23 protein-coding genes and 1 tRNA gene are annotated in these 21,516 nt (G+C 68.7%); 14 read left to right on the forward strand and 10 right to left on the reverse strand.

Annotation, left to right across the window (positions count from 1 at the left end; translation table 11 throughout):
- Positions 1-111: 111 nt before the first annotated feature.
- The 4 genes from PKE75_RS00310 to metX all read left to right on the forward strand — a co-directional run bounded on the left by PKE75_RS00310 (position 112) and on the right by metX (position 4,134).
- The gene (locus tag PKE75_RS00310; RefSeq protein ID WP_271166692.1) at positions 112-1,278 is read left to right on the forward strand and encodes a PepSY-associated TM helix domain-containing protein; all 1,167 of its coding nucleotides are present in this window, start codon (positions 112-114) and stop codon (positions 1,276-1,278) included.
- A complete protein-coding gene (locus PKE75_RS00315; protein WP_271166693.1) occupies positions 1,275-1,820 on the forward strand; it encodes a thiamine pyrophosphate-binding protein in 546 nt (181 codons plus the stop codon). Before PKE75_RS00310 ends, PKE75_RS00315 begins: the two co-directional genes overlap by 4 nt.
- A 137-nt stretch (positions 1,821-1,957) precedes the next feature.
- On the forward strand, positions 1,958-2,902 hold the full coding sequence (locus PKE75_RS00320) for a LysR family transcriptional regulator (RefSeq protein ID WP_271166694.1): 945 nt from the start codon (positions 1,958-1,960) through the stop codon (positions 2,900-2,902).
- Between the two features lie 62 nt (positions 2,903-2,964).
- Positions 2,965-4,134 (forward strand): homoserine O-acetyltransferase MetX, encoded by a 1,170-nt coding sequence (metX, locus tag PKE75_RS00325; RefSeq protein ID WP_428979087.1) that lies wholly within the window; start codon positions 2,965-2,967, stop codon positions 4,132-4,134.
- Positions 4,135-4,159: 25 nt separating this feature from the next.
- Here the strand turns inward: metX and PKE75_RS00330 are convergent, their stop codons facing one another.
- Positions 4,160-5,212 carry a DUF2125 domain-containing protein gene (locus tag PKE75_RS00330; RefSeq protein WP_271166695.1) on the reverse strand — a complete coding sequence of 351 codons (1,053 nt, stop codon included), beginning with the start codon at positions 5,210-5,212 and terminating at the stop codon, positions 4,160-4,162.
- Between the two features lie 116 nt (positions 5,213-5,328).
- Here PKE75_RS00330 and PKE75_RS00335 point away from each other — a divergent pair, with 116 nt between their 5' ends.
- A complete protein-coding gene (locus PKE75_RS00335) occupies positions 5,329-5,871 on the forward strand; it encodes a gamma-glutamylcyclotransferase (protein WP_271166696.1) in 543 nt (180 codons plus the stop codon).
- Here PKE75_RS00335 and PKE75_RS00340 read toward each other — a convergent pair.
- The 5 genes from PKE75_RS00340 to ftsE form a co-directional block, all read right to left on the reverse strand.
- Positions 5,772-6,272 (reverse strand): hypothetical protein, encoded by a 501-nt coding sequence (locus tag PKE75_RS00340; protein ID WP_271166697.1) that lies wholly within the window; start codon positions 6,270-6,272, stop codon positions 5,772-5,774. The genes PKE75_RS00335 and PKE75_RS00340 overlap by 100 nt on opposite strands.
- 62 nt (positions 6,273-6,334) lie before the next feature.
- Entirely contained in the window at positions 6,335-7,138 is an 804-nt protein-coding gene (locus PKE75_RS00345) for a lysophospholipid acyltransferase family protein (RefSeq protein WP_271166698.1), read from the reverse strand.
- Between the two features lie 26 nt (positions 7,139-7,164).
- Positions 7,165-7,863, reverse strand: coding sequence for a YdcF family protein (locus tag PKE75_RS00350; RefSeq protein ID WP_271166699.1), 699 nt, complete (start codon positions 7,861-7,863; stop codon positions 7,165-7,167).
- 105 nt (positions 7,864-7,968) lie between these two features.
- Complete coding sequence (locus tag PKE75_RS00355; protein ID WP_271166700.1) at positions 7,969-8,988, reverse strand: cell division protein FtsX; 1,020 nt, start codon at positions 8,986-8,988, stop codon at positions 7,969-7,971.
- Complete coding sequence (gene ftsE, locus PKE75_RS00360; protein ID WP_271166701.1) at positions 8,985-9,644, reverse strand: cell division ATP-binding protein FtsE; 660 nt, start codon at positions 9,642-9,644, stop codon at positions 8,985-8,987. The genes PKE75_RS00355 and ftsE overlap by 4 nt, the downstream gene beginning before the upstream one ends.
- Positions 9,645-9,820: 176 nt before the next feature.
- On the opposite strand from ftsE, the gene PKE75_RS00365 reads away from it, so the two are divergent.
- The 6 genes from PKE75_RS00365 to PKE75_RS00390 all read left to right on the forward strand — a co-directional run bounded on the left by PKE75_RS00365 (position 9,821) and on the right by PKE75_RS00390 (position 14,082).
- Entirely contained in the window at positions 9,821-10,567 is a 747-nt protein-coding gene (locus PKE75_RS00365) for a zinc-ribbon domain-containing protein (protein ID WP_271166702.1), read from the forward strand.
- 20 nt (positions 10,568-10,587) lie between these two features.
- Complete coding sequence (gene hpt / locus PKE75_RS00370) at positions 10,588-11,115, forward strand: hypoxanthine phosphoribosyltransferase (protein ID WP_271166703.1); 528 nt, start codon at positions 10,588-10,590, stop codon at positions 11,113-11,115.
- A gap of 24 nt (positions 11,116-11,139) precedes the next feature.
- Positions 11,140-11,526: a response regulator gene (locus PKE75_RS00375; RefSeq protein WP_271166704.1), complete on the forward strand. Its 387-nt coding sequence runs from the start codon at positions 11,140-11,142 to the stop codon at positions 11,524-11,526.
- Positions 11,527-11,655: 129 nt separating this feature from the next.
- Positions 11,656-11,886, forward strand: a complete 231-nt coding sequence (locus PKE75_RS00380) for a hypothetical protein (RefSeq protein ID WP_271166705.1) — start codon at positions 11,656-11,658, stop codon at positions 11,884-11,886.
- 124 nt (positions 11,887-12,010) lie between these two features.
- Positions 12,011-12,571 (forward strand): P-loop NTPase family protein, encoded by a 561-nt coding sequence (locus PKE75_RS00385; protein WP_271166706.1) that lies wholly within the window; start codon positions 12,011-12,013, stop codon positions 12,569-12,571.
- On the forward strand, positions 12,568-14,082 hold the full coding sequence (locus PKE75_RS00390; protein WP_271166707.1) for a KpsE/RkpR family capsule polysaccharide export protein: 1,515 nt from the start codon (positions 12,568-12,570) through the stop codon (positions 14,080-14,082). Before PKE75_RS00385 ends, PKE75_RS00390 begins: the two co-directional genes overlap by 4 nt.
- A 28-nt stretch (positions 14,083-14,110) precedes the next feature.
- Here PKE75_RS00390 and PKE75_RS00395 read toward each other — a convergent pair whose 3' ends face one another.
- The gene (locus tag PKE75_RS00395; protein WP_271166708.1) at positions 14,111-15,367 is read right to left on the reverse strand and encodes a glycosyltransferase family 4 protein; all 1,257 of its coding nucleotides are present in this window, start codon (positions 15,365-15,367) and stop codon (positions 14,111-14,113) included.
- Between the two features lie 152 nt (positions 15,368-15,519).
- Between PKE75_RS00395 and PKE75_RS00400 the strand changes: the two genes are divergently transcribed.
- A complete protein-coding gene (locus PKE75_RS00400) occupies positions 15,520-16,740 on the forward strand; it encodes an acyl-CoA dehydrogenase (RefSeq protein ID WP_271166709.1) in 1,221 nt (406 codons plus the stop codon).
- Positions 16,741-16,762: 22 nt separating this feature from the next.
- Here the strand turns inward: PKE75_RS00400 and PKE75_RS00405 are convergent.
- Positions 16,763-16,849: transfer RNA gene (locus PKE75_RS00405), tRNA-Leu, on the reverse strand.
- A gap of 240 nt (positions 16,850-17,089) precedes the next feature.
- Between PKE75_RS00405 and PKE75_RS00410 the strand changes: the two genes are divergently transcribed.
- Complete coding sequence (locus PKE75_RS00410) at positions 17,090-17,671, forward strand: YqaA family protein (RefSeq protein WP_271166710.1); 582 nt, start codon at positions 17,090-17,092, stop codon at positions 17,669-17,671.
- Between the two features lie 78 nt (positions 17,672-17,749).
- On the opposite strand, the gene PKE75_RS00415 is transcribed toward PKE75_RS00410, so the two are convergent.
- The gene (locus PKE75_RS00415; protein ID WP_271166711.1) at positions 17,750-19,948 is read right to left on the reverse strand and encodes a beta strand repeat-containing protein; all 2,199 of its coding nucleotides are present in this window, start codon (positions 19,946-19,948) and stop codon (positions 17,750-17,752) included.
- 456 nt (positions 19,949-20,404) lie between these two features.
- Here PKE75_RS00415 and PKE75_RS00420 point away from each other — a divergent pair, with 456 nt between their 5' ends.
- Positions 20,405-20,899 (forward strand): disulfide bond formation protein B, encoded by a 495-nt coding sequence (locus PKE75_RS00420; protein WP_271166712.1) that lies wholly within the window; start codon positions 20,405-20,407, stop codon positions 20,897-20,899.
- Positions 20,900-20,908: 9 nt separating this feature from the next.
- Here PKE75_RS00420 and PKE75_RS00425 read toward each other — a convergent pair whose 3' ends face one another.
- Positions 20,909-21,466, reverse strand: a complete 558-nt coding sequence (locus tag PKE75_RS00425; RefSeq protein ID WP_271166713.1) for an HNH endonuclease — start codon at positions 21,464-21,466, stop codon at positions 20,909-20,911.
- Between the last annotated feature and the right edge of the window lie 50 nt (positions 21,467-21,516).

Raw genomic sequence — 21,516 nt, forward strand, 5'->3', positions numbered from 1 at the left:
TGACCGAACCCTGGAATAACTCCAAACAACTGGCGTTGCTTGGCTCTTTGACTTTGCCTATTGCTTCGCGACGGTGCCGCTGGCGCATCGGCGGGAGGCGGCTTCTCAGGCATGGCGAAGAAGGGCTCCTCGTCGCGCGTCTGGTTGCTCGTCCATTCCTGGCTCGCGCTGCCGATCTGGGCGTTTTTGTTCTTCGTCTGCCTGACCGGGACGATCGCGACCGTCAGCCATGAGATCATGTGGCTGGTCGACCCCGGCATGCGCGCCCTGGCGCCGTCGGACGACGCGAAGCCGCTCGGCTACGACGCCCTGCTCGACGCCATCGAGCGCCAGCGCCCAGGCGTCGCCGTCGAAGACATCACGCCGCCGACCGCGTCGGGCTTCGCCACGACCTTCGACGCGACGACCCCGGAGGGCGTCTCGGTCCATCTCCACGTCGACCCCTACACAGGCGCGATCCAGGGCGAGCGCAGCGGCTTCGACTTTCCCCAGTTCATCCGGGCGCTGCACGGCTGGCTGCTGACGCCGTGGAGCGGCGGCGGCTTCGCGATCGGCTGGTATCTGGTCGCAATGCTCTCGCTGCCGCTGCTCGGCTCTCTGATCACCGGGCTCGTGGTCTACAAGAAGTTCTGGCGCGGCTATCTCAATCCGCGGCTCCGGACCGCGAACGGCGCCCGCATCTTCTGGGGCGACCTGCATCGCCTCGCCGGCGTGTGGTCGATCCCGTTCATCGCCATCATCTCGCTGTCAGCGCTCTGGTTCCTGATCGAGGCGGCGCTGTGGGATTCCGGCGTATCGATCTCGACGGAGGGCGCGCCGGCCGTCGTCGCGCGCGAGCATGTCCCGACCGGGCCGCGGCCGGACCGGCTGAGCGTCGACCGCGCCATCGAGGCGGCGCGGCGCAGCCTGCCGGGCTTCGAACCGCGTTACATCCGGACGCCGGGCGACGCCTACGCCACGATGACGATGCAGGGGCGCGGCGCGTTTCCGCTGCTCGACGAGAAGGCGAGCGTGAACCCCTACACCTACGAGCTGGCGGGCGCGCGGAAGATTTCCGACCTCACGGGGCTGGAGCTCGTGACCGAAAGCATGCGGCCGCTTCATGTCGGCGATTTCGGCGGCCTCTGGCTGAAGCTCGCCTATTTCGCCTTCGGGCTGACGCTCACCGCGATGGTGTTCTCCGGCATGATGATCTGGACGAAGCGCACCGCGCAGGCGACCGCGAAGCTCGTCCGGGCGGTTCGCTCGACCTCCGCCTTCCCGGAGCCGGCCGAATGAGCGCGACCACGAGGCGGGCCCCGGTCTCCCACTGGTGGCTGAAATGGCGCTTCCACCTCGGCGCGCTGATGGTCGTCGTGCCGCTCGCCTGCCTGCCGAACTATCTCGCGAGCGTCGCGCTTCATTCCGGGGAGAGCGGGCTCGGCTCCCGCGAGATCGGCGAGCGGACGGCCGGCCCATGGACGGTGCGGCTCGCCGAGCACGAGCTGACGCCGCCGGGACCGCACGAGACGCCGCAGACCGTGAAGACCTTCGAACTCGCGCTGACGGGCCCCGCCGTGACCGAGGTGCGCGCCGCTTATATCGCGATCGGCCGGCCGCCGGAATCGGCTCCCGGCGTGATCTTCACCGGATCGCCCTACCGGATGGCGGCGGACCTGCCCGTTCCCGACGGGACCGCGCCCGACGCCGAGCTCTGGCTGACGCTGGAGGGCTGGAACGGCTCGGTCCACCAGACCTCGCTGCCGCTCAGCGAGGCGTCGCCCGTGTCGGCGGAGTGGCTGAAGGCGCGGGCGGCCGCGAAGCCAGCCGGCGCGCCGTAGCGAACGTCGCCTGTCCGCCGCGGACGCGCGGCCTGCGCCGACGCCGGAATTCCTTGCCCGGACGCAGCCAGTTTCCCCTCGCCCGCCGGCCGTATCCGCCTATCGTAACGCTCGTCGTTCGAAAACGAGGCGTCGCCTTGGGTGATCTTCTGAAATCGCTGGCCTGGGACGACCTCCGGCTTGTGAAAGCGATCGCGGAGGCCCGCGGCATGCCAGGCGCCGCCGCGGCGCTCGGGCTCAACCATTCGACGGTGTTCCGCAGGCTCGGCCAGATCGAGGGCGCCATCGGCGCGACGCTGTTCGAGCGGCGGCGGACGGGCTACGCGCTCACCCCCGCCGGCGAGGAGATGACCCGGGTCGCGGCCGAGATCGACGAGAAGATCACCGCCTTCGCGCGGCGCGTCGAGGGCCGGGCGATATCGCCCGCCGGCGACCTGCGGGTCGCGACCAACGACAGCCTGCTCGTCCATCTGCTCACCCCGCTGTTCGCGCGCTTCCAGCACTCATGCCCGGACATCCGTCTCGACGTCGTCATCGGCAACGGGTCGCTCAACCTCTCCAAGCGCGACGCGGACGTCGCGATCCGCGCGACCGACAACCCGCCGGAAAATCTGGTCGGACGGCGCGTCGCCCGCATCGCCTGGGCGCTCTATGGCCGCGCCGAAGATTTTCCCGACGCCGCCTCGCCCCCCGGCATCGAGGAGCTGCGCGGCCGGACATGGGTTTCGCTCGGCGACGAGCTCGCGGCCATGAAGGTGGTGAAGTTCGTGCGCGCCAATGCGCCGGAGGCGAACATACGCTACCGCGCGAACACCGTGCTCGGCCTTGCGGAGGCGGTGGAGGCAGGTCTCGGGATCGGCCACCTGCCCTGCTTCATCGGCGACGTCCGGCCGGCGCTCGTGCGGCTTGGTCCGCCGGTCCCCTCCTTCGCCTCGGATCTCTGGCTGCTGACGCATCCCGACCTCCGGCAGTCGCCGCGGGTGCGGGCCTTCCTCGACGTCATGGCCACGGAGCTGACGGCCGCCAAGCCCATGCTCGAGGGCGAAGGCGGGCGGCGGGCGACGCAGGAGGCGCCAGCGTGACGTCCGAAACCGTTGACAGCGCAGCGCCCACGGGCTTCACCCTTCGACCCATGAACGAGGCGATGATCGAGCTTTCCGTGAACGCGGCGGCGCGCCGCGAGGCGGACCATCCGCGCTCGGCGGTGGCCGCCATCGCCAAGCCGCTGACGCTTGAATCCGGCTCGATCCTCGCGCCGCTCCGGATCGCCTACCAGACCTACGGCGTGCTGAACGCCGACCGCTCGAACGCGGTGCTGGTCTGCCACGCCCTGACCGCCGATCAGCACGCCGCGAACATTCATCCGCTGACGGGCAAGCCCGGCTGGTGGTCGACCATGATCGGTCCGGGACTGCCCATCGACACCAACCGCTTCTTCGTCATCTGCTCGAACGTCGTCGGCGGCTGCATGGGCACGACGGGCCCGGCCTCGACCGATCCCGCCACCGGCGAGCCCTACGGCCTCAATCTGCCGATGGTCACGATCGGCGACATGGTGGACGCTCAGGCGGCGTTGATCGATCATCTCGGCATTCCCGACCTGTTCTGCGTGGCCGGCGGCTCGATGGGCGGCATGCAGGTGCTGCAATGGGCGTCGAGCCATCCGGGACGGGTGTTCTCGGCGCTGCCGATCGCGACCGCGGCCAAGCATTCGGCGCAGAACATCGCATTCGACGAAGTCGGTCGGCAGGCGATCACCGCCGACCCAGACTGGCGCGGCGGGCGCTATCTGCTCGAGGGCGCGATCCCCCGCAAGGGTCTCGCGGTGGCGCGCATGGCGGCGCACATCACCTATCTGTCCGAGCCGGCGTTGCAGCGAAAGTTCGGCCGCAATCTGCAGGACCGCGACGCGCGCTCCTTCGGATTCGACGCCGACTTCCAGATCGAGAGCTATCTGCGCCATCAGGGCGCGAGCTTCGTCGAACGGTTCGACGCCAACAGCTATCTCTACGTCACCCGGGCGATGGACTATTTCGATCTCGCGGCGAACCATGGCGGGTCGCTCGCCAACGCCTTCCGCGACACGAAGACCCGGTTCTGCGTGGTGTCCTTCACCTCCGACTGGCTGTTCCCGACGGAGGGGTCTCGCCAGATCGTGCACGCCCTGAACGCGGCGGCCGCGAACGTCAGCTTCGTCGAGATCGCGACCGACAAGGGCCACGACGCCTTCCTGCTCGACGTGCCGGAGCTGATCGCCACGACGAAGGGGTTCATCGACAGCGCCGCCAAGGTCCGCGGTCTGCCGGAGGCGTGAGGCGGGCCTTTCGTCGTCTCAGCCCTCAGAACGCCGACGGCAGCTTGTAGACCTTGATCGGGCCGATCGCGACCTTGCCGCGCTCGATGGAGACCCGGTAGCTCGTCGCCGGCTGGCCGTCGAGCTGGGTCTGGGCGCCGAGGAGCTGGGCGCCGACCCCGAGCAGCGAGGCGAGCGCGGTCTTCTTGCCGCCCGCGATGAAGCCCTGCACCAGCCCGTCGACGCCGCGCGCCACCACGTCGCCGCCGCCATCCACGCGGCCCTGCGGGTCGAGGCCGAGGTCGCCCCTCGCCTCCGCCGCGACCTCGCCGCGCGAGACCCGCGCCAGCGCCACATGGACCCGGCCTCCGGCTTCCGCGAAGGCGCGCAGGCGCTCCGACGTCGGCTGCGGCCTGAGGTCTTCGAGGCCGCTCGCCCGGGCCTGCAGTTCGACGGAAACCGGACCCGAGCCGACCGGCAGCAGATCGAGCATGGGGGAACCCCCGTCGTCGAGCTTGAGCGCGAAGTCGTAGGAGCCCTCGGGAGCGTCCGGCGTCCGGCGCATATGGAGCTGGAGCGCCTTCGCCGCAGCGATCTCGTCGGCTCCTGAGACAAGTCGCGGCGCGTCGATCTCGATCGAGGCGCGCTCGAAACGCTTGCCCGAAGAGATCGCCATGCTCGCCTGCGCCAGCGCGAAGCTGAGGTCGGCCCTGCGGCCGTCGGCCATGGTGATGGCGACGGGACCGTCGAGCTCGCCGATCACCCGGTTGGGATCATAGACCTGCGCCACCGCGGTGAAGCGGGGGGCGGTCATCACGACAGGTCCGCCATCGGCCGGCGCCTTAGCCGTCACGCCGTCGCAGACCAGTTCGGCGCGGAACGGGAACCCGCGCAGCGTGCGCTTGTCGCAGGCGTAGACGCGGCCGTGCGACGCCTCGCGGGCGAGCCAGACGTCGATCGCGGCGTCCGCCCTGTGGGCGGCGTAAAACCAGAAGGCCGACCAGCCGCCGGCGAGCGCAAGCAGCAGCAGGGTCGGCGCGAGCACGAGCCAGCGGGTCCGACGGGACGCGGTCGGCGCGGAAACTGCAGGCTCACTCATCGCGCATTCCCGTATTCTTCTTGCGGCGCGGCGCCGACTCTTGCCGCCCGGCGGCGGGGCTGATACCCGACGCATGAGCGCCCTGCGCCGTCAAGCGCACCGCCCGAGCCCCGCCTATGATCCCGACAGACGTCGACCTCTGGGTATTCGCATACGGATCGCTGATGTGGCGGCCGGGCTTCGAGGCCGTCGAATCGACGCCCGCGGACGTCGACGGCTACCACCGGGCGCTCTGCATCGAATCGCACCGCCATCGCGGCACTCCTGAACTGCCCGGGCTCGTGCTGGGGCTTGACGAAGGCGGCTCCTGCCGGGGCGTCGCCTACCGGGTGGAGGCGCCGCGCGTCGCCGACACGCTCGCCTATCTGCGTGAGCGCGAGCTTGTCACCCACGTCTATGTCGAAAAGATGCTGCCGACGGCGCTTCCCGACGGGCGCGTGGTGCCGGCCGTGGCCTACGTGGTCGACCGCACGCACAGGCAGTATGTCGGCCTGCTGTCGCCGGAGGAGACGCTGTCCCGTATCGTCGGCCGGGTCGGCCTCGCCGGCCCGAATCCCGATTACGTCGTGAACACCGCCCGCGAGCTCGAACGGCTCGGCGTGGCCGATCCGACGCTCTCGTGGCTCGCCGCCGCCCTGACGGTGAGCACCGACGAATAGGTCTGAGTGTCGTTCACGAGGTCGGACAGCGCTTCGGCGCGGGATTCGTCGCTGACCGCGAGCAGATGCACATGCGCCTCGATCCGCACGCCCGGAGCGAGCGCAAGGCCCGGCAGCGCGGAGCCGCTTTCGCCGGCCCACATGATCTCCCGGCTTCCGTCGGCGGCGATCGCCACCAGCATCACGACGCCGTTCTCGACGCGCATCGCCTCGCCGAGCGGCATCACCGTCACGAGGTAGCGGCGGCCGGACCGGCCGCGCCAAAGCCGGTAGCGGTCGCCGAAGCCAGCTTCACGAGCGACCGCGGCCAGCCCGTCGTCCTCGGCGCCTGCGAGGGGCGGAGAGGCCGAGGCGACGCTCTCGATCAGCGCCTCGACATCGTTCAGCTCAAGCGTCGGCATCAGCGAATCACTCCGCATCGCGATCAACGTCACTAGGGGTTTTCACATACTCCCCTGTCAAGTTACCGCGCCTGCGCCGCGGCGGTCCGCTGGGATGGAGCGGGCGGCGCCAGGCCTAGAGCCTCAGCGGCGAGCGCGTCGCTCGCGGTCTCGATCCGCTCCCGCATGGCGCGCTCGAAGGCCGCGCGCCCGAGTCCGGGCGCGATCGGCTCCAGAAACTCGATGACCGCAACCCCCTGACGGAGGCGCGCCGCCCGGCGCGGCCAGAACACGCCGGTGTTGATCGCGACCGGCACGCAGGGGATGTTCAACCGGTCATAGAGATGGACGACGCCGGACTTGTACTGCGCCGGCGCGCCGACGGGCCGCCGCGTGCCTTCCGGAAAGATCACGATCTGGCGGCCTGCCTGGACCGCGCGATTCGCCTGCTCGATGAGCTGGAGCAGCGCCTCCCCGCCCGCGGCGCGGTTCAGCGCGATCATGTCCAGGCGCTTGAGGAACCAGCCGAAGAACGGAATCCAGGTGAGCTCGCGTTTCAGCACGAAGGCGGGGTCGGGCAGCTCCGGCGTCAGCGCGAAGGTCTCGAGCGCGGACTGGTGCTTGACCGCGACGATCGCAGCGCCCTGCGGGATGTTGTGACGGCCACGGATCTCGAGCCGGGTCCCGACCATCCAGCCGAGCAAAGCGAGAGTGGAACGGGCCCACCACTTGCCGATGCGGAGAGCCCGGCGGCGTGACATCAGCAGGACCGCCGGTCCGCTGACGACCGCCGTCAGACAGATATGGAGCGCCATCGCGACCGTGAACGCCATCGAGCGCCACAGCACCACGCGGCCGGCGCGCCGCGGCGCCGTCTCGGCCTCCAAGGCCGACCGGCTCTCGGCCTGAGCGCTCAGGAGCAGCAGCTGGGCGACGCCGCCCGCCTCTCGGCCGTCGCTTCCGGCTTCGCAAGACGCGGCGCGAGCCGGACGCGTACGAGCGCGGCGACGTATTTGACGTATTCCCCGACCATCAGCCGCGCCGTCGGCCAATCGCGCCACCACGGCACGTCGCGCAGCCGTTCGGTCACGACGGCGTAGGGAATCAACTCGACGTTCGGCATTTCACGGGCGAGCTCCATCAGCGTGCGCGGCATGTGATAGCCCGAAGTCACGACGATGAGCGAGTGAAACCCGTGCCCGTCAGCCCAGCGACGGGTTTCGACGGCGTTGCCCGCGGTGTTCAGCGCGCGCCGCCCGAGATCGACGCAACACCGCGCGAAGGCGGCGTAATCGGGCTGGGCGCGCGCGAGTTCGCTCTCGGTGGTCTCGGGGTGGACGCCGGAGATCAGCAGACGCCGACCGCGCCCGGAGGCGAGCAGCCTCAGAGCGTCTGACAGGCGCTCGGCGCCGCCCGTCAGCGCGACGATTCCATCACCTCGGGGCGGCGGCGCCTGTTCGCCGTCGGGCACCATCCGCACGAAGCCGACGAAGCCAGCGAGCGCAATGAGCGCCGCCGCCAAGCAGAGCAGCAGCAGCGGCCGCAGCCCTCCTGTCCGCGGCGATGGGGGCCGACGTTGGGCCGCTTCGCGTTGGACCAGATTCGCTTGCATGCCCATGTCAGCGACGCCGTCTGAAGCCCCGAGACTGCGCCTCGTCGCCGGCCGCCGCAAGATCGGCGACAGGCGACCGTGCCTCGGCGAGCGATCGGGCGGCGCTCAATTCATCGCCCTCAGCGTCCGGTACACAGTGACGCGCGAGGTGATCGAGGTCAGCGCCGCGATCAGCAAAACGATCGCGACGACGCCGGCATAGGCCGAGGCGCCGACCTGGAAGCGGCCGAACAGCGCGTCCATCTGGTCGACCGCGGCGCTGCCCACCCCCTGTTCGGCCGTGAAGCCCGCGACCATGAATGTCAGGAACGCCGCGATCCCTCCGGCGAGCCCGCCCTTGAGACCGAGCCGCAGGAACCGCCGCTGGAACTGGCCGGCGATATACCCGTCGCGGGCCCCGACGAAATGCAGCACCTGCACGATGTCGCGGTTGCCCGCCATCGCGCCGCGGGTCGCGAACACCACCGACAGCACGGTCGCGGTCAGCATCAAGGCGAGCACGCCGACGCCGAGCCAGACGATCGTCCGCGCCATCGCAACGAGACGGTCCAGGAAGCGGCGATGGTCGTCGAGCGTCGCGCCCGGCACCTCGCGCTCGAGCTTTTCCTTCAAGGCGACCGCGTCGAACGGCGTCTCGCCCGACAGCCTGAGAACCACAAGACGCGGGATCGGAAGGTCGTCGAAGGACAGGCCGGTTCCGAGCCACGGCTCGAGCAGGCGCGCGGTCTCCTGCTTGGAATAGGGCCGGACATCGACGACGCCGGCGGCGGAGCGTCCGATCTCGGCGGCCCGGGCGACCGACGCGTCCATGTCCCGGCCCTCGGCCGGGCGGATCTGGATCGTGGTCTCGCGCACGACGTCGCGCGCCCAGTCGTCCGCCGTCCGGCGCACGAGGTCGGCGGCCCCCACCGTCAGCGCGGCGAGATAGGTCATGATGGCGATGACCATGATGAGCGTGTTGCCGGAGACCGACGAGGCGGGAACGATCGGCCCCATCCTGCGCGTCGGCCCGGACGCCGCGGCCTTGGACTTCGATCCCGCCGCCTTCGGGATGGCGGGCTTCCGAGCCGCTCCCTCGCGCCCGTCGCGCCGTTCGGCGGGCGCCGCGCCGTGCTTCGCGCTCATTCGTAAACGTGCAGTCTGCCTTCGTGGAGCACCAGACGCTTGGCGTCATAGAGGTCCATCAAGGCGATGTCATGGGTGGCGATGACGACGGAGGTGCCTGATTTGTGCAGCTCCACGAACAACCGGAGGATGCGCCTGGCGAGTTGCGGATCGACGTTTCCGGTGGGCTCGTCGGCGAGCAGCATTTCGGGTTGCGCGACCAGCGCGCGGGCGATCGCGGCGCGCTGCTTCTCGCCGCCCGAGAGCACCAGCGGCAGCGCGTCGAGACGTTCGCCCAGGCCCACCCAGCCAAGCAGTTCGACGACCTCCGCCCGGTAGCTCGACTCGTCGCGGCCGGCGACGCGCAGGGGCAGCGCCACGTTCTCGTAGGTCGTCATGTGGTCGAGCAGCCGGAAATCCTGGAACACCACGCCGATCCGCCTGCGCAGGCCCGGCAGCTCCCGCTGCGGCAGCGTGAGGATGTCTCGCCCGAACACACGCACGAGGCCCCGCGTCGGCTTCAAGGCGAGGAACATCAGCCTGAGCAGCGACGTCTTGCCTGCGCCGGAGGGGCCGGTGAGGAACTGGAAAGAATTCGGCTCGATCGCGAAAGTCAGGTCGCGCAGAACCTCCGGCCCAAGGCCGTAGCGCAGTCCGACGTTCTCGAAACGAAGCATAAGCGGATCCTTCCCGGACGGAGGCCTCCAGGCCGCATCCACGGTTGTGGACCGGCACATTTTAACGAGCCATTAACGATAAGAGCGCGAGCTTGCCATGCGCCCGCAGCCGCGAGGGTCGATCGGCCGCGCCTCGCGCGTTCGCGAGGCCCCGCGCACCCAAGCGAACGGACGTCATGCTCGTCACCTGCCCGTCATGCCGCTCAAGCTATCGCCTCGACGACAGGGCGATCAGCGAAGGCCGCACGGTGCGGTGCGCCCGCTGCGCGACGGAATGGTTCGCCGCGGCGACGGCGACGCCGGTCATGGCGCTCGACGACGTCGCGCCGCTCGATGTGGTCGAGACGCCCCGTATCGTCGACGTCACGCCGAGCGTCGTCACGAAGAGCGCCCGCCGCGCCGTCTTCAGCTTCGCCGCACGAAACGAACCGGTCCCCGCAAGGCCGACCGTGAGGACGCCTCGCAAGACGTCGCGCGTCCGCCCCGCGGCGGCCTTCGCGATCGCCGGCCTCGCGGCTCTCGCTTTGCTTGTGTTCGAGCGCGACACGATCGTGAGGGCGACGCCGTCGCTTGCCTCGCTCTACGCCGCGGTCGGGCTGGACGTGAACGTCAGAGGGCTCGACATCCGCGACGTCAGGTCGTCCGAACAGGTCGAAGAAGGCGTGCCGCTGCTGCTCGTGACCGGCTCGATCGCTAATCTGACCCAGGGCCAGGTCGACGTCCCCCGCCTTCGGCTCGCCGTGAAGTCCGGCGACGATCGCGAACTCTACGCGTGGACCACGATCGCCAACCGATTGAAGCTCGCGCCGGGCGGATCAGCCCAGTTCAGGGCGCGGCTCGCCTCGCCGCCCGCCGAAGGCGAGGCGGTCGCCGTGCGCTTTCTCGGGCGGCGAGATATCATGACGACGAACGCCGGCCGTTGATCCGGCCTCAAGGAGACGGAATGACCCGGCGCATGAGCGTGCTCTACGGACCCGAGGCGATCGCCGTCCGCAATGCGGAGCTGGCGGCGGAGATCGCGGCCCTCACGCCTGAACGGCTGCTCGTGATCGCGGTGCTCAAGGGCAGTTTCGTGTTCGCGGCCGACCTGATCCGCGCCCTGCACGGCGCAGGTCTCGAGCCGGAAGTCGAGTTCATCACGCTGTCGAGCTACGGCGAGGGCCGCAAGTCGAGCGGCCAGGTGCGCATCGTGCATGACGTCGAGAGCGAGGTGGTCGGGCGCGACGTCGTGCTGGTCGACGACATTCTCGAATCCGGCCGCACGCTCGCATTCGCCCGCAAGCTGATGGAGAGCCGCGGCGCGCGACGGGTGATCACCTGTGTGCTGTTGAACAAGGGCGGCAAGCGGGCGGTCGAGATCGACGCCGATCTCGTCGGTTTCGAATGCCCGGACCGGTTCGTCGTCGGCTACGGCATGGACGCCGCGCACGCCTACCGCCAGCTTCCCTTCGTCGGGGTGGTCGAAGACTGAAACGAACCGGAGGAGTTGATCCCCATGGCCAGGATCCTGCTGACCGACGACGAGGAGGCCGTGCGCGGTTTCGTCCGCCGCGCCCTGGAGATGGACGGGCACGACGTCACTCCTGCCTTCGACGGCGCGGACGCGCTCGACAAGCTGGTGGAGGCGGACGGCGGCTTCGACCTGCTGCTGACCGACATCCGCATGCCGATGATGGACGGAATCGCGCTCGCGCTCGCCGCCGCCCGCGATTATCCCAGCCTCACCATCCTGCTGATGACCGGCTACGCCGACCAGCGCGAGCGGGCGGCGGGACTCGACGCGCTGATCCACGATGTCGTGACGAAGCCGTTCTCGCTCGACCAGATCCGCGCGGCGGTCGCCGACGCGCTCGGCGCCGGCGCGGCCCGGATGACGGCGTGACGGCGGCGCCTCGAAGGAGCCGTCTCGCCGTCGCTTTGCCCGCGTCGCCGCTTTGCGTCATCATCCGGCCGAAATCCACGCGCTCATCACCCGCGTGATCACTTGAACCACCGCAGGATAAGCCGTCAGTTGATCTCCAGCTTTCATACGATTATCGACCGCTCACCGCCGATGGCGCGCAAAGTCTTCTCGCTAAAGCCTGCGTTTGACTGCGTGACGTTGCGCCTGCAGGCGTTCCGCGCCGGCCATGCCGCCGCGCACCTCGATCGGAGCCGCTTGTTTACGGTGGCCCTGTTCTTCCCAGCCGCAGGTTTCGCAGGCGAGCCCGCTCTGCAGAACCGCACGCCGCAGACGAGATAGCCGCAGGCGAATGCTGGAGCTCCGCGACGTCTGGAAGGGCGTAAAAGTCCGAGGCAAACGAGAATGGCAACTCGCCGGGGCGAGCGTCGTCCTGCCGCCGCGGCGCCGCGTCGCGCTGCTCGGCATGAACGCCGTGAACAACGCCTCGGTTCTCAGCATTCTTTCGGGGATCCAACCTCCGGACAAGGGCTCCGTACGGCGCGTCGGGCTGGCCTGCTGGCCGTTCGGCAGCAAGGACTTCTTGGACAACGCTTCGACCTTCCGCCAGAACGCTAGCTTCCTCGGACGCATCTATGGCGTCGACGCCACCGACATCGCCAAGATCGCCATCGACCTGAGCGGCATAAAGCTGCGCAAGGGCTTGGCGCTTCGGCGATATCCGGTGGCGGAGCGCCGGCAGTTGGCGCTGGGCCTCACCCTCGCGCTGCAGTTCGACTGGTACTTCATCAACGAACAGCTTCCGAGGGTTCCGGCGGCCCGCGTGGCGACGATCGACGGCGTGATCGCGGATCGTATCAGCCGCGGCGGCGTTGTCTGGGCGACCACCGACCCTGAGAAGGTCGCCGGATATTGCGATGCGGGATTGGTTCTCGACCACGGCGGCCTGACGTTCTATGATACGATCACTGAGGCGTCCGAGGTGTATCGAAGCTTAGTTGAGACGAGGGCTGGCAAGCGCACATGAGCGACAACCTTGCAAAACGCTCCCGCGGGGACAGCCAGCTCGGCGCCCGAGCGCGCTCCATCCTGAGCATGCTGTCCGCATCCGGCGCGTCGCGGACGAAGCCGTCCGGCGGCGAGCAGCCGGTCTCCGAGGGCGCGACCCCGGACCAGTCCAGGTTTCCTTCACTGGTTTCTTCCCAGCCCGACGCCAGGGCCGCGCGTCTCGCGAAGCGGGCCGCGCGCCAGAAGATGGCCGCTGGAAGCGCACCCGCGGAGCAGCAGGCGGGAGCGGCGCCGGCGAATACGGTCGTTCCCCTGCCGCAGCGCGTGCTGCCGAAGCGTCGGGGCGCCCAGGTTCAGTCGGAACCCGCAGTCATCATCCCGCCCGCGCGCCCGGCGGGCGCCAAGCGCCGGCGCAATGTCGCCAAGCTGTCGGCGCTGCTGTCGATCGCGCTGCCGACGGCGCTCGCGACCGTCTATTACGGCCTCATAGCGGCGCCGCAATACGTGGCCGAAGCCCGGTTCGCCGTTCGCGCCCCAGCGGAGGCGAGCAGCCGGGGCGGCGATTTGATGAGCGCGATCACCGGCATGGGCAGCGCCATGACCTCGACGGGGTCGGACAGCTTCATCGTCGCGCAGTACATCGAGAGCGGCCAGATCGTCGCGAACATGCAGCGCGCGCTCGATCTGCGGTCGATCTACACGAACGACAAGGCCGATTTCGTCGCGAAGTACCGGCCTTACGACTTCGAGGACACGGTCGAGCATCTCACGCGTTACTGGAACACGGTGTCGTGGGTCTATTACGAGCCCGTCACCGGCATCATCACGTTCACGGTGCGCGCCTTCACGCCCGACGACGCGCTCAAGATCGCGCGCGAGACCGTCCGCGAGAGCGAAAACCTCGTCAACAAGCTGTCCGAGCGCGCGCGCGAGGATTCGCTGCGGATGGCCAAACAGGAACAGTCGCGCGCGGAGCTTCGGCTCAAATTCGCGCGCAAGGCGATCCAGGATTATCGCGACCGGCGCGGCGCCCCTGACGCCAAGAGCGTGGTGGACTCGCAGTATAAGATCGTCGCCGACCTCGAGGCCCAGCTCGCCAAGCAGGAAACCGAGCTCGGGGCGAGTTCGTCCTTCCTCTCCAAGGACGCGCCGACGGTCCGGGTGATGCGGAACCAGGCCGACGCCCTGCGGTCGCGCATCGAGGCGGAGCGCGCCAAGATAGGTTCGATCGGCCAGAAGGCCGGGGGTTCGTCCCCCATCTCCGCCTCGATGGCGGAGTACGAGAACCTCGAAACCGAGCGCACATTCGCCGAAAAGGGCTACGAGTCCGCGAGCCAGGCGGTTGATGCGGCGCGGATCTCGGCGGAGCGCCAGTCGCGCTATCTCACGACCTTCGTGGACCCCTATCTGCCGGAAGACTCGCTCTATCCGGCCCGGCTGAAGATGATCCTGCTGGTGCTGGTCTGCTCGTCCATCGCGTGGGCGATCGGCGCGCTGATCTTCTACGGCATCCGCGACCACAGCGCCTGAGGCGCCCGGGGTTCCCCGCGCGGCTTCGTCAGAGGCCGCCGGTCGCCGTCGCCGCCAGCCGGAAATGCTCGTCCCATCCGGCCGGGGCGAAGGCCTTCGCGCGCGCGACCGCGGCCGCCCTGCGCGGCGAGGCGGCGTCCGCGTAATCCAGCGCCGCCTGCTCCCAGGCCGGGCCGTCGAGCGGATCGAGCCGCTCGACGCGGTCGCCCGCGATCTCGCGGAACGCGGCGAGATCGGACGCCACAACCGGCGCGCCGAGCGCTAGCGCCTCAGCGAGCGGCAGGCCGAATCCCTCCGCGAAGCTCGGGAACAGCAAGGCCCGCGCGCCCTTGACGAGCGCGGCCAGCGCCGTGTCCGGCAGGTCGTTGATCTCCACGACATGGGCGCGGATGGCGGGCGCCCGTTCGAGCAGATCGATCACCATCTCGTTCTCCCAGCCCCGTCGGCCGACCAGAACGAGGGTCGGCGTCGCCTCCCCGAGGCGCTCGGCGAGCCTGCGCCAGACATGGAGCAGCAGGAGGTGGTTCTTGCGCGGCTCGATCGTGCCGAGCGCGACGAAATACGGCTTGGCGGCGTCGAGCGCGGGCGCGTCGCTCGAGAACCCGCGCTCGATCCCGAGCGGCGCGGTGACGATCGGCGGCGCGGCGCGGCCGATCTCGGACGCGAACGCCGCGAGATCGCGCGCCGTCTCCCCGGAGTTCGCGATCAGGGCCGTCCCATGGTCGAGCGCGGTCGTCATCCGCAGCCTGTGGCGCGCATCCTCGCCCTCGCGGCCATATTCGGGAAACCGGATCGGAATCAGGTCATGCACCAGCACGGTGAGCGCGGCGCCGGCGCGCCGTATGCCGGCGAACGGCTCCGGGCGGTCGAGGCGGATGTGCGAGACGTGGACGTAGACGTCGCCCCGCTCCGCCGCCGGGCGACGGATGGCGAGCAGCGCCGCGCCGCGAAGCTTAAGAGCGCGCCGCGCGGCGTCGTCCGGCGCCGACCGCTGCGGCGCGACGGCCGGCGCCGGCGCGCCAAGCCGCGCAGCAAGGCGACGCGCGGCCGCGTCGTCCGCTCCGCCCATGCGCCACTTGGCGTCGAGGGCGGCGACGAACGGCCCGACGCTCTCCCGCGGCAACGGGACGGCGCGGTTGCCGACGACAGCCGCAAATCCCGCGCGTTCCGGGGCCGCACTTAGCGCCCGAAGCGCATAGGCGAGCTCCACGCGGTCGACCCCGGTCGCGACCGGGTGCGCGGCGCGCGTGATCAGCCTGGTGACGTCGAGGATGGTGCGGGCCATGCGCCTCGGGCGGGGTTGAGGACGTCGCCCGCATCTAGCACGCCGCTTCGGCCCGCGGAACGCAAAGCCGCGGCTTTGAGGGCGGACCGGCGCTCGATATGATCGCAACGTCGCGCATGCGACGGCGACGTCGAGCGGGAGAAGATCAGGCGATGACAAAGGCCGCTCCGAGAACAGACGACGCCGCGCCGGAGCGCGGCGGGTTCGACTGGCGGGACCCTTTCGACATCGAGAGCGAACTTCTGGAGGAGGAGCGCCTCGTCCGAGACGTCGCGCGCGCTTATGCGCAGGACAGGCTGGCGCCGCGGGTCCGGGACGCCTACCGCAACGAGACCTTCGAGCGCGAGATCATGAGCGAGATGGGCGCGCTCGGCCTGCTGGGCTCGACGCTGCCCGAGGCCTATGGCGGAGCCGAGCTCGGCTATGTCGCCTACGGGCTCGCGGCCCGCGAGATCGAGCGGGTGGATTCCGGCTACCGCTCGGCGATGAGCGTGCAGTCCTCGCTCGTGATGCACCCGATCTTCGCCTATGGCGACGAGGCGCAGAGGCGCAGGTTCCTGCCGAAGCTCGCGAGCGGCGAATGGATCGGCTGCTTCGGCCTGACCGAGCCCGAGGCCGGCTCCGACCCCGCCGGCCTGCGCGCCCGCGCCGAGCGGATCGACGGCGGCTACCGGCTGACCGGCGCCAAGACCTGGATCACCAACGCCCCGGTCGCCGACGTCGCGGTCGTCTGGGCGAAGTCGGCGGCGCATGACGGCGCAATCCGCGGCTTCATCCTGGAACGGGGGATGAAGGGCCTGTCGACGCCGAAGATCGAAGGCAAGCTGGCGCTGCGCGCCTCGCTCACCGGCGAGATCGTGATGGACGGGGTCGAGGTCGCAGAGGACGCGCTGCTTCCGAACGTCTCGGGGCTGAAGGGCCCGTTCGGCTGCCTCAACCGCGCCCGCTACGGCATCGCCTGGGGCGTGATGGGAGCAGCCGAAGCCTGCTGGCACGCCGCGCTCGACTACACGCTGGCGCGCAAGCAGTTCGGCCGCCCGCTGGCGCAGACGCAGCTTGTGCAGAAGAAGCTCGCCGACATGCAGACCGAGATCGCGCTCGGCCTGCAGGCGGCCTTGCGGGCGGGACGGCTGTTCGACGAAGGCAGACTTGCGCCGGAGACGGTCTCGCTGATCAAGCGCAACAATTGCGGCAAGGCGCTCGACATCGCGCGCACCGCCCGCGACATGCTCGGCGGAAACGGAATCTCGGACGAATACGATGTGATGCGGGTCGCGCAGAACCTCGAGGCGGTGAACACCTACGAGGGCACGCACGACGTCCACGCGTTGATCCTGGGGCGCGCGCAGACCGGCCTGCAGGCGTTCTACTGATCAACGTCGAGGGTCCGAGCGTTGGTGCGGGCGGCCGGGGTCGAACCGGCACTCTGTCACCAGAACCGGATTTTGAGTCCGGCGCGTCTACCAGTTCCGCCACGCCCGCCGCAGCTCGCCCTCGAAGCGGGCGGCACGATGTCGGTAGCGTCTCCGCCTGTCAATTCGCGGCGCCCGCGAAGCCGCCCCCCGCGGACGGGCGCCGTCCGCCGCGTTGCATCCGGGACACGTAAAACTTATGGCTCGCGCGCGCGGGGGTTTAACGAGCCTTCATCTCCTCGCCGCCCATGTATGGTGGCCGTGAGTTCGCCCGACCTTCCATTCCGAACGCTCCCTCGAAAGATCCGCAATGCTGAGACGCCTGTACGCATGGACGCTGTCGCTCGCGGCGGGTCCGAGGGCGGAAGCCGCGCTTGCCGGCGTCTCCTTCGCCGAGGCGTCGTTCTTCCCGCTGCCGCCCGACATCCTGCTTGTGCCGATGATCCTGGCGCGCCCCGAGCGCGCCTATCGACTCGCGATCCTGTGCGGGATCTCCTCGACGCTCGGCGGCCTGCTCGGCTACGCGATCGGCGCGCTGCTCTACGACAGCCTGGGGCTCTGGATCATCCAGGTCTACGGCTACGCCGACAAGATGGATTCCTTCCGCCACGCCTATAACGACTACGGCCTGTGGATCATCCTGCTGAAGGGGCTGACGCCGATCCCCTACAAGCTGGTCAGCATCGTGTCGGGCTTTGCGGGATACAACGTCTTCCTGTTCTTCGTGCTCACCGCCATTTCGCGGACATTGCGCTTCCTGGCGGTCGCCTGGCTGCTGAAGCGCTATGGCGAGCCGGTGCGCGAGTTCATCGAGAAGCGCCTGGAAATCGCGGCGATCCTGATGCTCGTGTTCGTGGTCGGCGGCTTCGTGCTGGTGAAATACGTGGTCTGAGGACCGACGGCCTGGGACATAAGGAAGCCGCCGCGCCGGAACTCCCGGCGCGGCGGCTTTGCTTTGAGGCTTCCCTCGTCAGACGACGGTGAAGTCGGCGTTGGTCAGCGCCAGGTGGTCGCCGAGCGTCGCGAACTGCACGGCCGAGGCCGAGCCGGTTCCGTCGCGGTCGAACAGCAGGGCGCCGGTCGAGCTGTTGTAGATGATCCGGTCCGAAGCGTCGTGCGCTGCGGCGCCGGCTGTGAACGCGTCAGCCGAAAGGCCGCCGGTGGTCAGCCCCGCGAAGACGGTGTGGTCCAGGCGGATCGTGTCGTCGGCCACGCTGAAGTCGGTGATGTGGTCGACATTGCTGGCGCCGAGTTTGGTGTCGAACACGAAGGTGTCCCGCCCGGCGCCGCCGGTCAGGACGTCCGAGCCGGACGAGCCGTCGATCACGTTTTTCCCGGAGTTTCCGACGATCGTGTTGTCGAGGCTGTTGCCGAGCGCGTTCGTGTTGCCCGACCCCGTCAGGTTCAGGTTCTCAACATACTGCCCGGTGAGCGCGTAGCTCACCGTGCTGTTGACGGTGTCGACGCCGCCGCCCCGGCCCTCGACCGCCGTGTCGCCGGTGTTCTGGACGTAATAGGTGTCGTCGCCCGCGCCGCCGGACATGGTGTCGGCGCCGAAGCCGCCGTCGATCGCATTGTCGCCGGCGTTGCCGGTGATGACGTTGTCCAGCGAGTTGCCGGCGCCGTCGATGTCGTCCGAACCGGTGAGGTTCAGGTTCTCGACATACTGCCCGGCGAGCGAGAAGCTGACCGAACTGTTGACGGTGTCGGTTCCGCCCCGGTTCGCCTCGATGACGACGTCGCTGGCGTTGTCGACATAGTAGGTGTCGTTGCCGGCGAGACCGGTCATGGTGTCCGCGCCGGTCCAGCCGTTGATGACGTTGTCGCCGGTCGTGCCGCTGATGACGTTGTCGAGCGAGTTGCCGAGACCGTCGATGTCGCCGGAGCCGGTGAGGCTCAGGTTCTCGACGTACTGCGCCGAGAGGGCGTAGCTGACCGAGCTGATGACCTGATCGAAGCCGCCGTTCTTGGCTTCGAACGCTCTGTCGCCGGCGTTGTCGACATAATAGGTGTCGTCTCCAGCGCCGCCGCTCATCTGGTCGGCGCCGGTGAAGCCGTCGAGGACGTTGTCGCCGGCGTTGCCGGTGATGACGTTGTCCAGCGAGTTCCCCGTCCCGTTGATGTCCGCAGAGCCCGTGAGGTTCAGGTTCTCGACGTATTGTCCGGTGAGCGAGAAGCTCACCGAGCTGATGACCTTGTCGGTTCCGGCGTCGCCGGCTTCGATCACCCGATCGCCGGCGTTGTCAGCGTAATAGGTGTCGTTTCCGGCGCCGCCCGCCATCGTGTCAGCGCCCGTGGCGCCGTCGAGAACGTTGTTTCCAGCGTTGCCGGTGATGACGTTGTCGAGCGAGTTCCCCGTCCCGGCGATGTTCGCAGAGCCCGTGAGCGTGAGGTTCTCGATATACTGTCCGGCGAGCGAAAAGGCGACGGAGCTGTTGACGGTGTCGACGCCCTGTTCGTTGGCTTCCCTCACCTGGTCGCCCGCATTGTCGACGTAATAGATGTCGTCGCCGGAGCCGCCGGACATGGTGTCGGCGCCAGCGCCGCCGTCCAGGGTGTCCTGGCCGGCGCCGCCTGACATCGCATCGTCGCCCCCCATCCCATGGATTTCGTCGTTACCGGCGCCGCCACGGAGAGTGTTGTCCCGTTCGGTCCCGGTGACGTCGTCATCGCCGGTGAGCACGGTGGTGAGAACGTTGTCGACGTCGAGCCCCTCGCTTGGCGTGCTGAGGACCGCCCCCACGACATTCGTCACATAGGTGACGACATCCGCGAGGTCCGCAGCGCTGAGGTCCTGAAGCGCGGCCTGGTCGATCACCGTATGGCCGAGGAGGTCGGTGTCGAAGACGAGGTCCAGCACGCCGCCGAGAAGGCCGGTGTCGCCGCTCACCAGGTCGCCGAGCGCGCCGAGATCCAGCGTGCCTCCCGGACCGCCATCGAGAAGGGACTGGAGCTGGCCGACGTCGATCAGGTTGGCGTCGAGCAGCCCGCTGAGAAGGCCGGTGGGTTCGCCGCCCAGGGCGTTAGAGAGCGTGTCGCCGAGATCGTTGATGAGGTTTCCGGGCGCAATCTCCGTCACCACAGCGCCGAGGTCGCCCCCGAGAACGCCATTAATCGTATCTTCCAGATCGTCGAGCAAACCGCCCAGATCCAAATCCAACAACGCCATTTCAAGCTCCCTTGCAGTAAAAACCCATGAAAATGCCGAGCGACCTAGAGCCGCACCAGGACACCCTTTGAGCAATTCGTTTCTAAAAAGTGAATTATGAGTGATATCGAGTCCGGTTATATTGATGGACCTCATCTCTCAGAGAAAATTTCTACGTACGTAAGTATAACAAGGAGCGAACGTTTAAAATCTTCGGGAATTTGGTTATGCGATGACTTTTCGCGATTGCGGTAACCATATGACCGCGGCGACGGCGTCCCTGCCACTGTAAACCAACAGATGTTTTTTATATTCCTTACAACCTCGGCGAGACGGAAGCGCCTCAGGGCGTGACCCGGACACAGGCCTGTCCGCAGGCTTCCATCGCCCGCGCCGGTCTCGGAGGCGCCGGACGATCCAGCAAAAAAAAATTCGACAATTAGCGACGCGACGCTCCGGATCGGGCATACCGCGCCGATGAATCCGGTCTTGACGCCCCGCTTCGCCGCGCTGCTCGTCGCGATCGCCGCGGCCCTCACCGTCTCCGGCGCGCTCGTGTTCCAGCACGGCTTCGGCTACGTGCCCTGCATGCTCTGCCTCTGGGAGCGCTGGCCGTATTATCTCGGCGCTCCGCTCGCGCTGCTCGCGGCCCTGCTCGCGGCGCGTGGGAATCCGGGCGCCGCGCGGCTCGTCCTTGTGGTCGTGGGGCTGCTGTTCGTCGGCGGCGCGGGGCTTGGCGCCTACCACGCCGGGGTCGAATGGGGTTTTTGGCCCGGCCCCGCGAGCTGCGCCGGCGCCGACGCCGCGCCGACCTCGGCGGGCGGGCTGCTGGAGAGCATGCGCGCCACGAAGATCGTGCCCTGCGACAGCGCCGCGTGGACGCTCCTCGGGATTTCGCTCGCCGGCTACAACGCCCTGATCGCGGCGGCGCTGGCGGCGGTCGCCTTCATCGGCGCGCGGCGCCGGTCCTGAAAACGCCGCTTACGGCTCGAGCTCGCTGTCCCAGTAGAGATAGTCGAGCCAGCTGTCGTGCAGGTAGTTCGGCGGGAAGGCGCGGCCGTTGCGGTGCAGGTCGTGCACCGAGGGCTGGAACGGCGGCTGCGCCGGATACATGCCGCAATCGGCCGGCATCTGGCCGCCCTTCTGCAGATTGCAGGGCGAGCAGGCGGCGACGACGTTCTCCCATGTCGTCTGGCCGCCAAGCGAGCGCGGCGTGACATGGTCGAAGGTGAGCTCGTCACGCGCTCCGCAATACTGGCAGGAGAAGCGGTCGCGCAGGAAGACGTTGAACCGCGTGAAAGCGGGGTTTCGCGACGGCTTGACGTAGGTCTTCAGGCAGACGACCGACGGCAGCTTCATCTCGAAGGTCGGACTGCGGACGAGACGGTCGTAATGCGACAGCACGTTCACGCGGTCGAGGAAGATCGCCTTGATGGCGTCCTGCCATGCCCAGAGCGACAGCGGATAGTAGCTGAGCGGACGGTAATCCGCGTTGAGGACCAGGGTTGGGCACGCATCAGGCGATACCGCGACCGTCACCACGCACTCCCGAAAAGGGCTGCGCAGGCGCTTCAGCCCGCGCTCTCTCA

The organism is Hansschlegelia plantiphila, from assembly GCF_027922265.1.
GTDB classification, from domain to species: Bacteria; Pseudomonadota; Alphaproteobacteria; order Rhizobiales; family Methylopilaceae; genus Methylopila; species Methylopila plantiphila.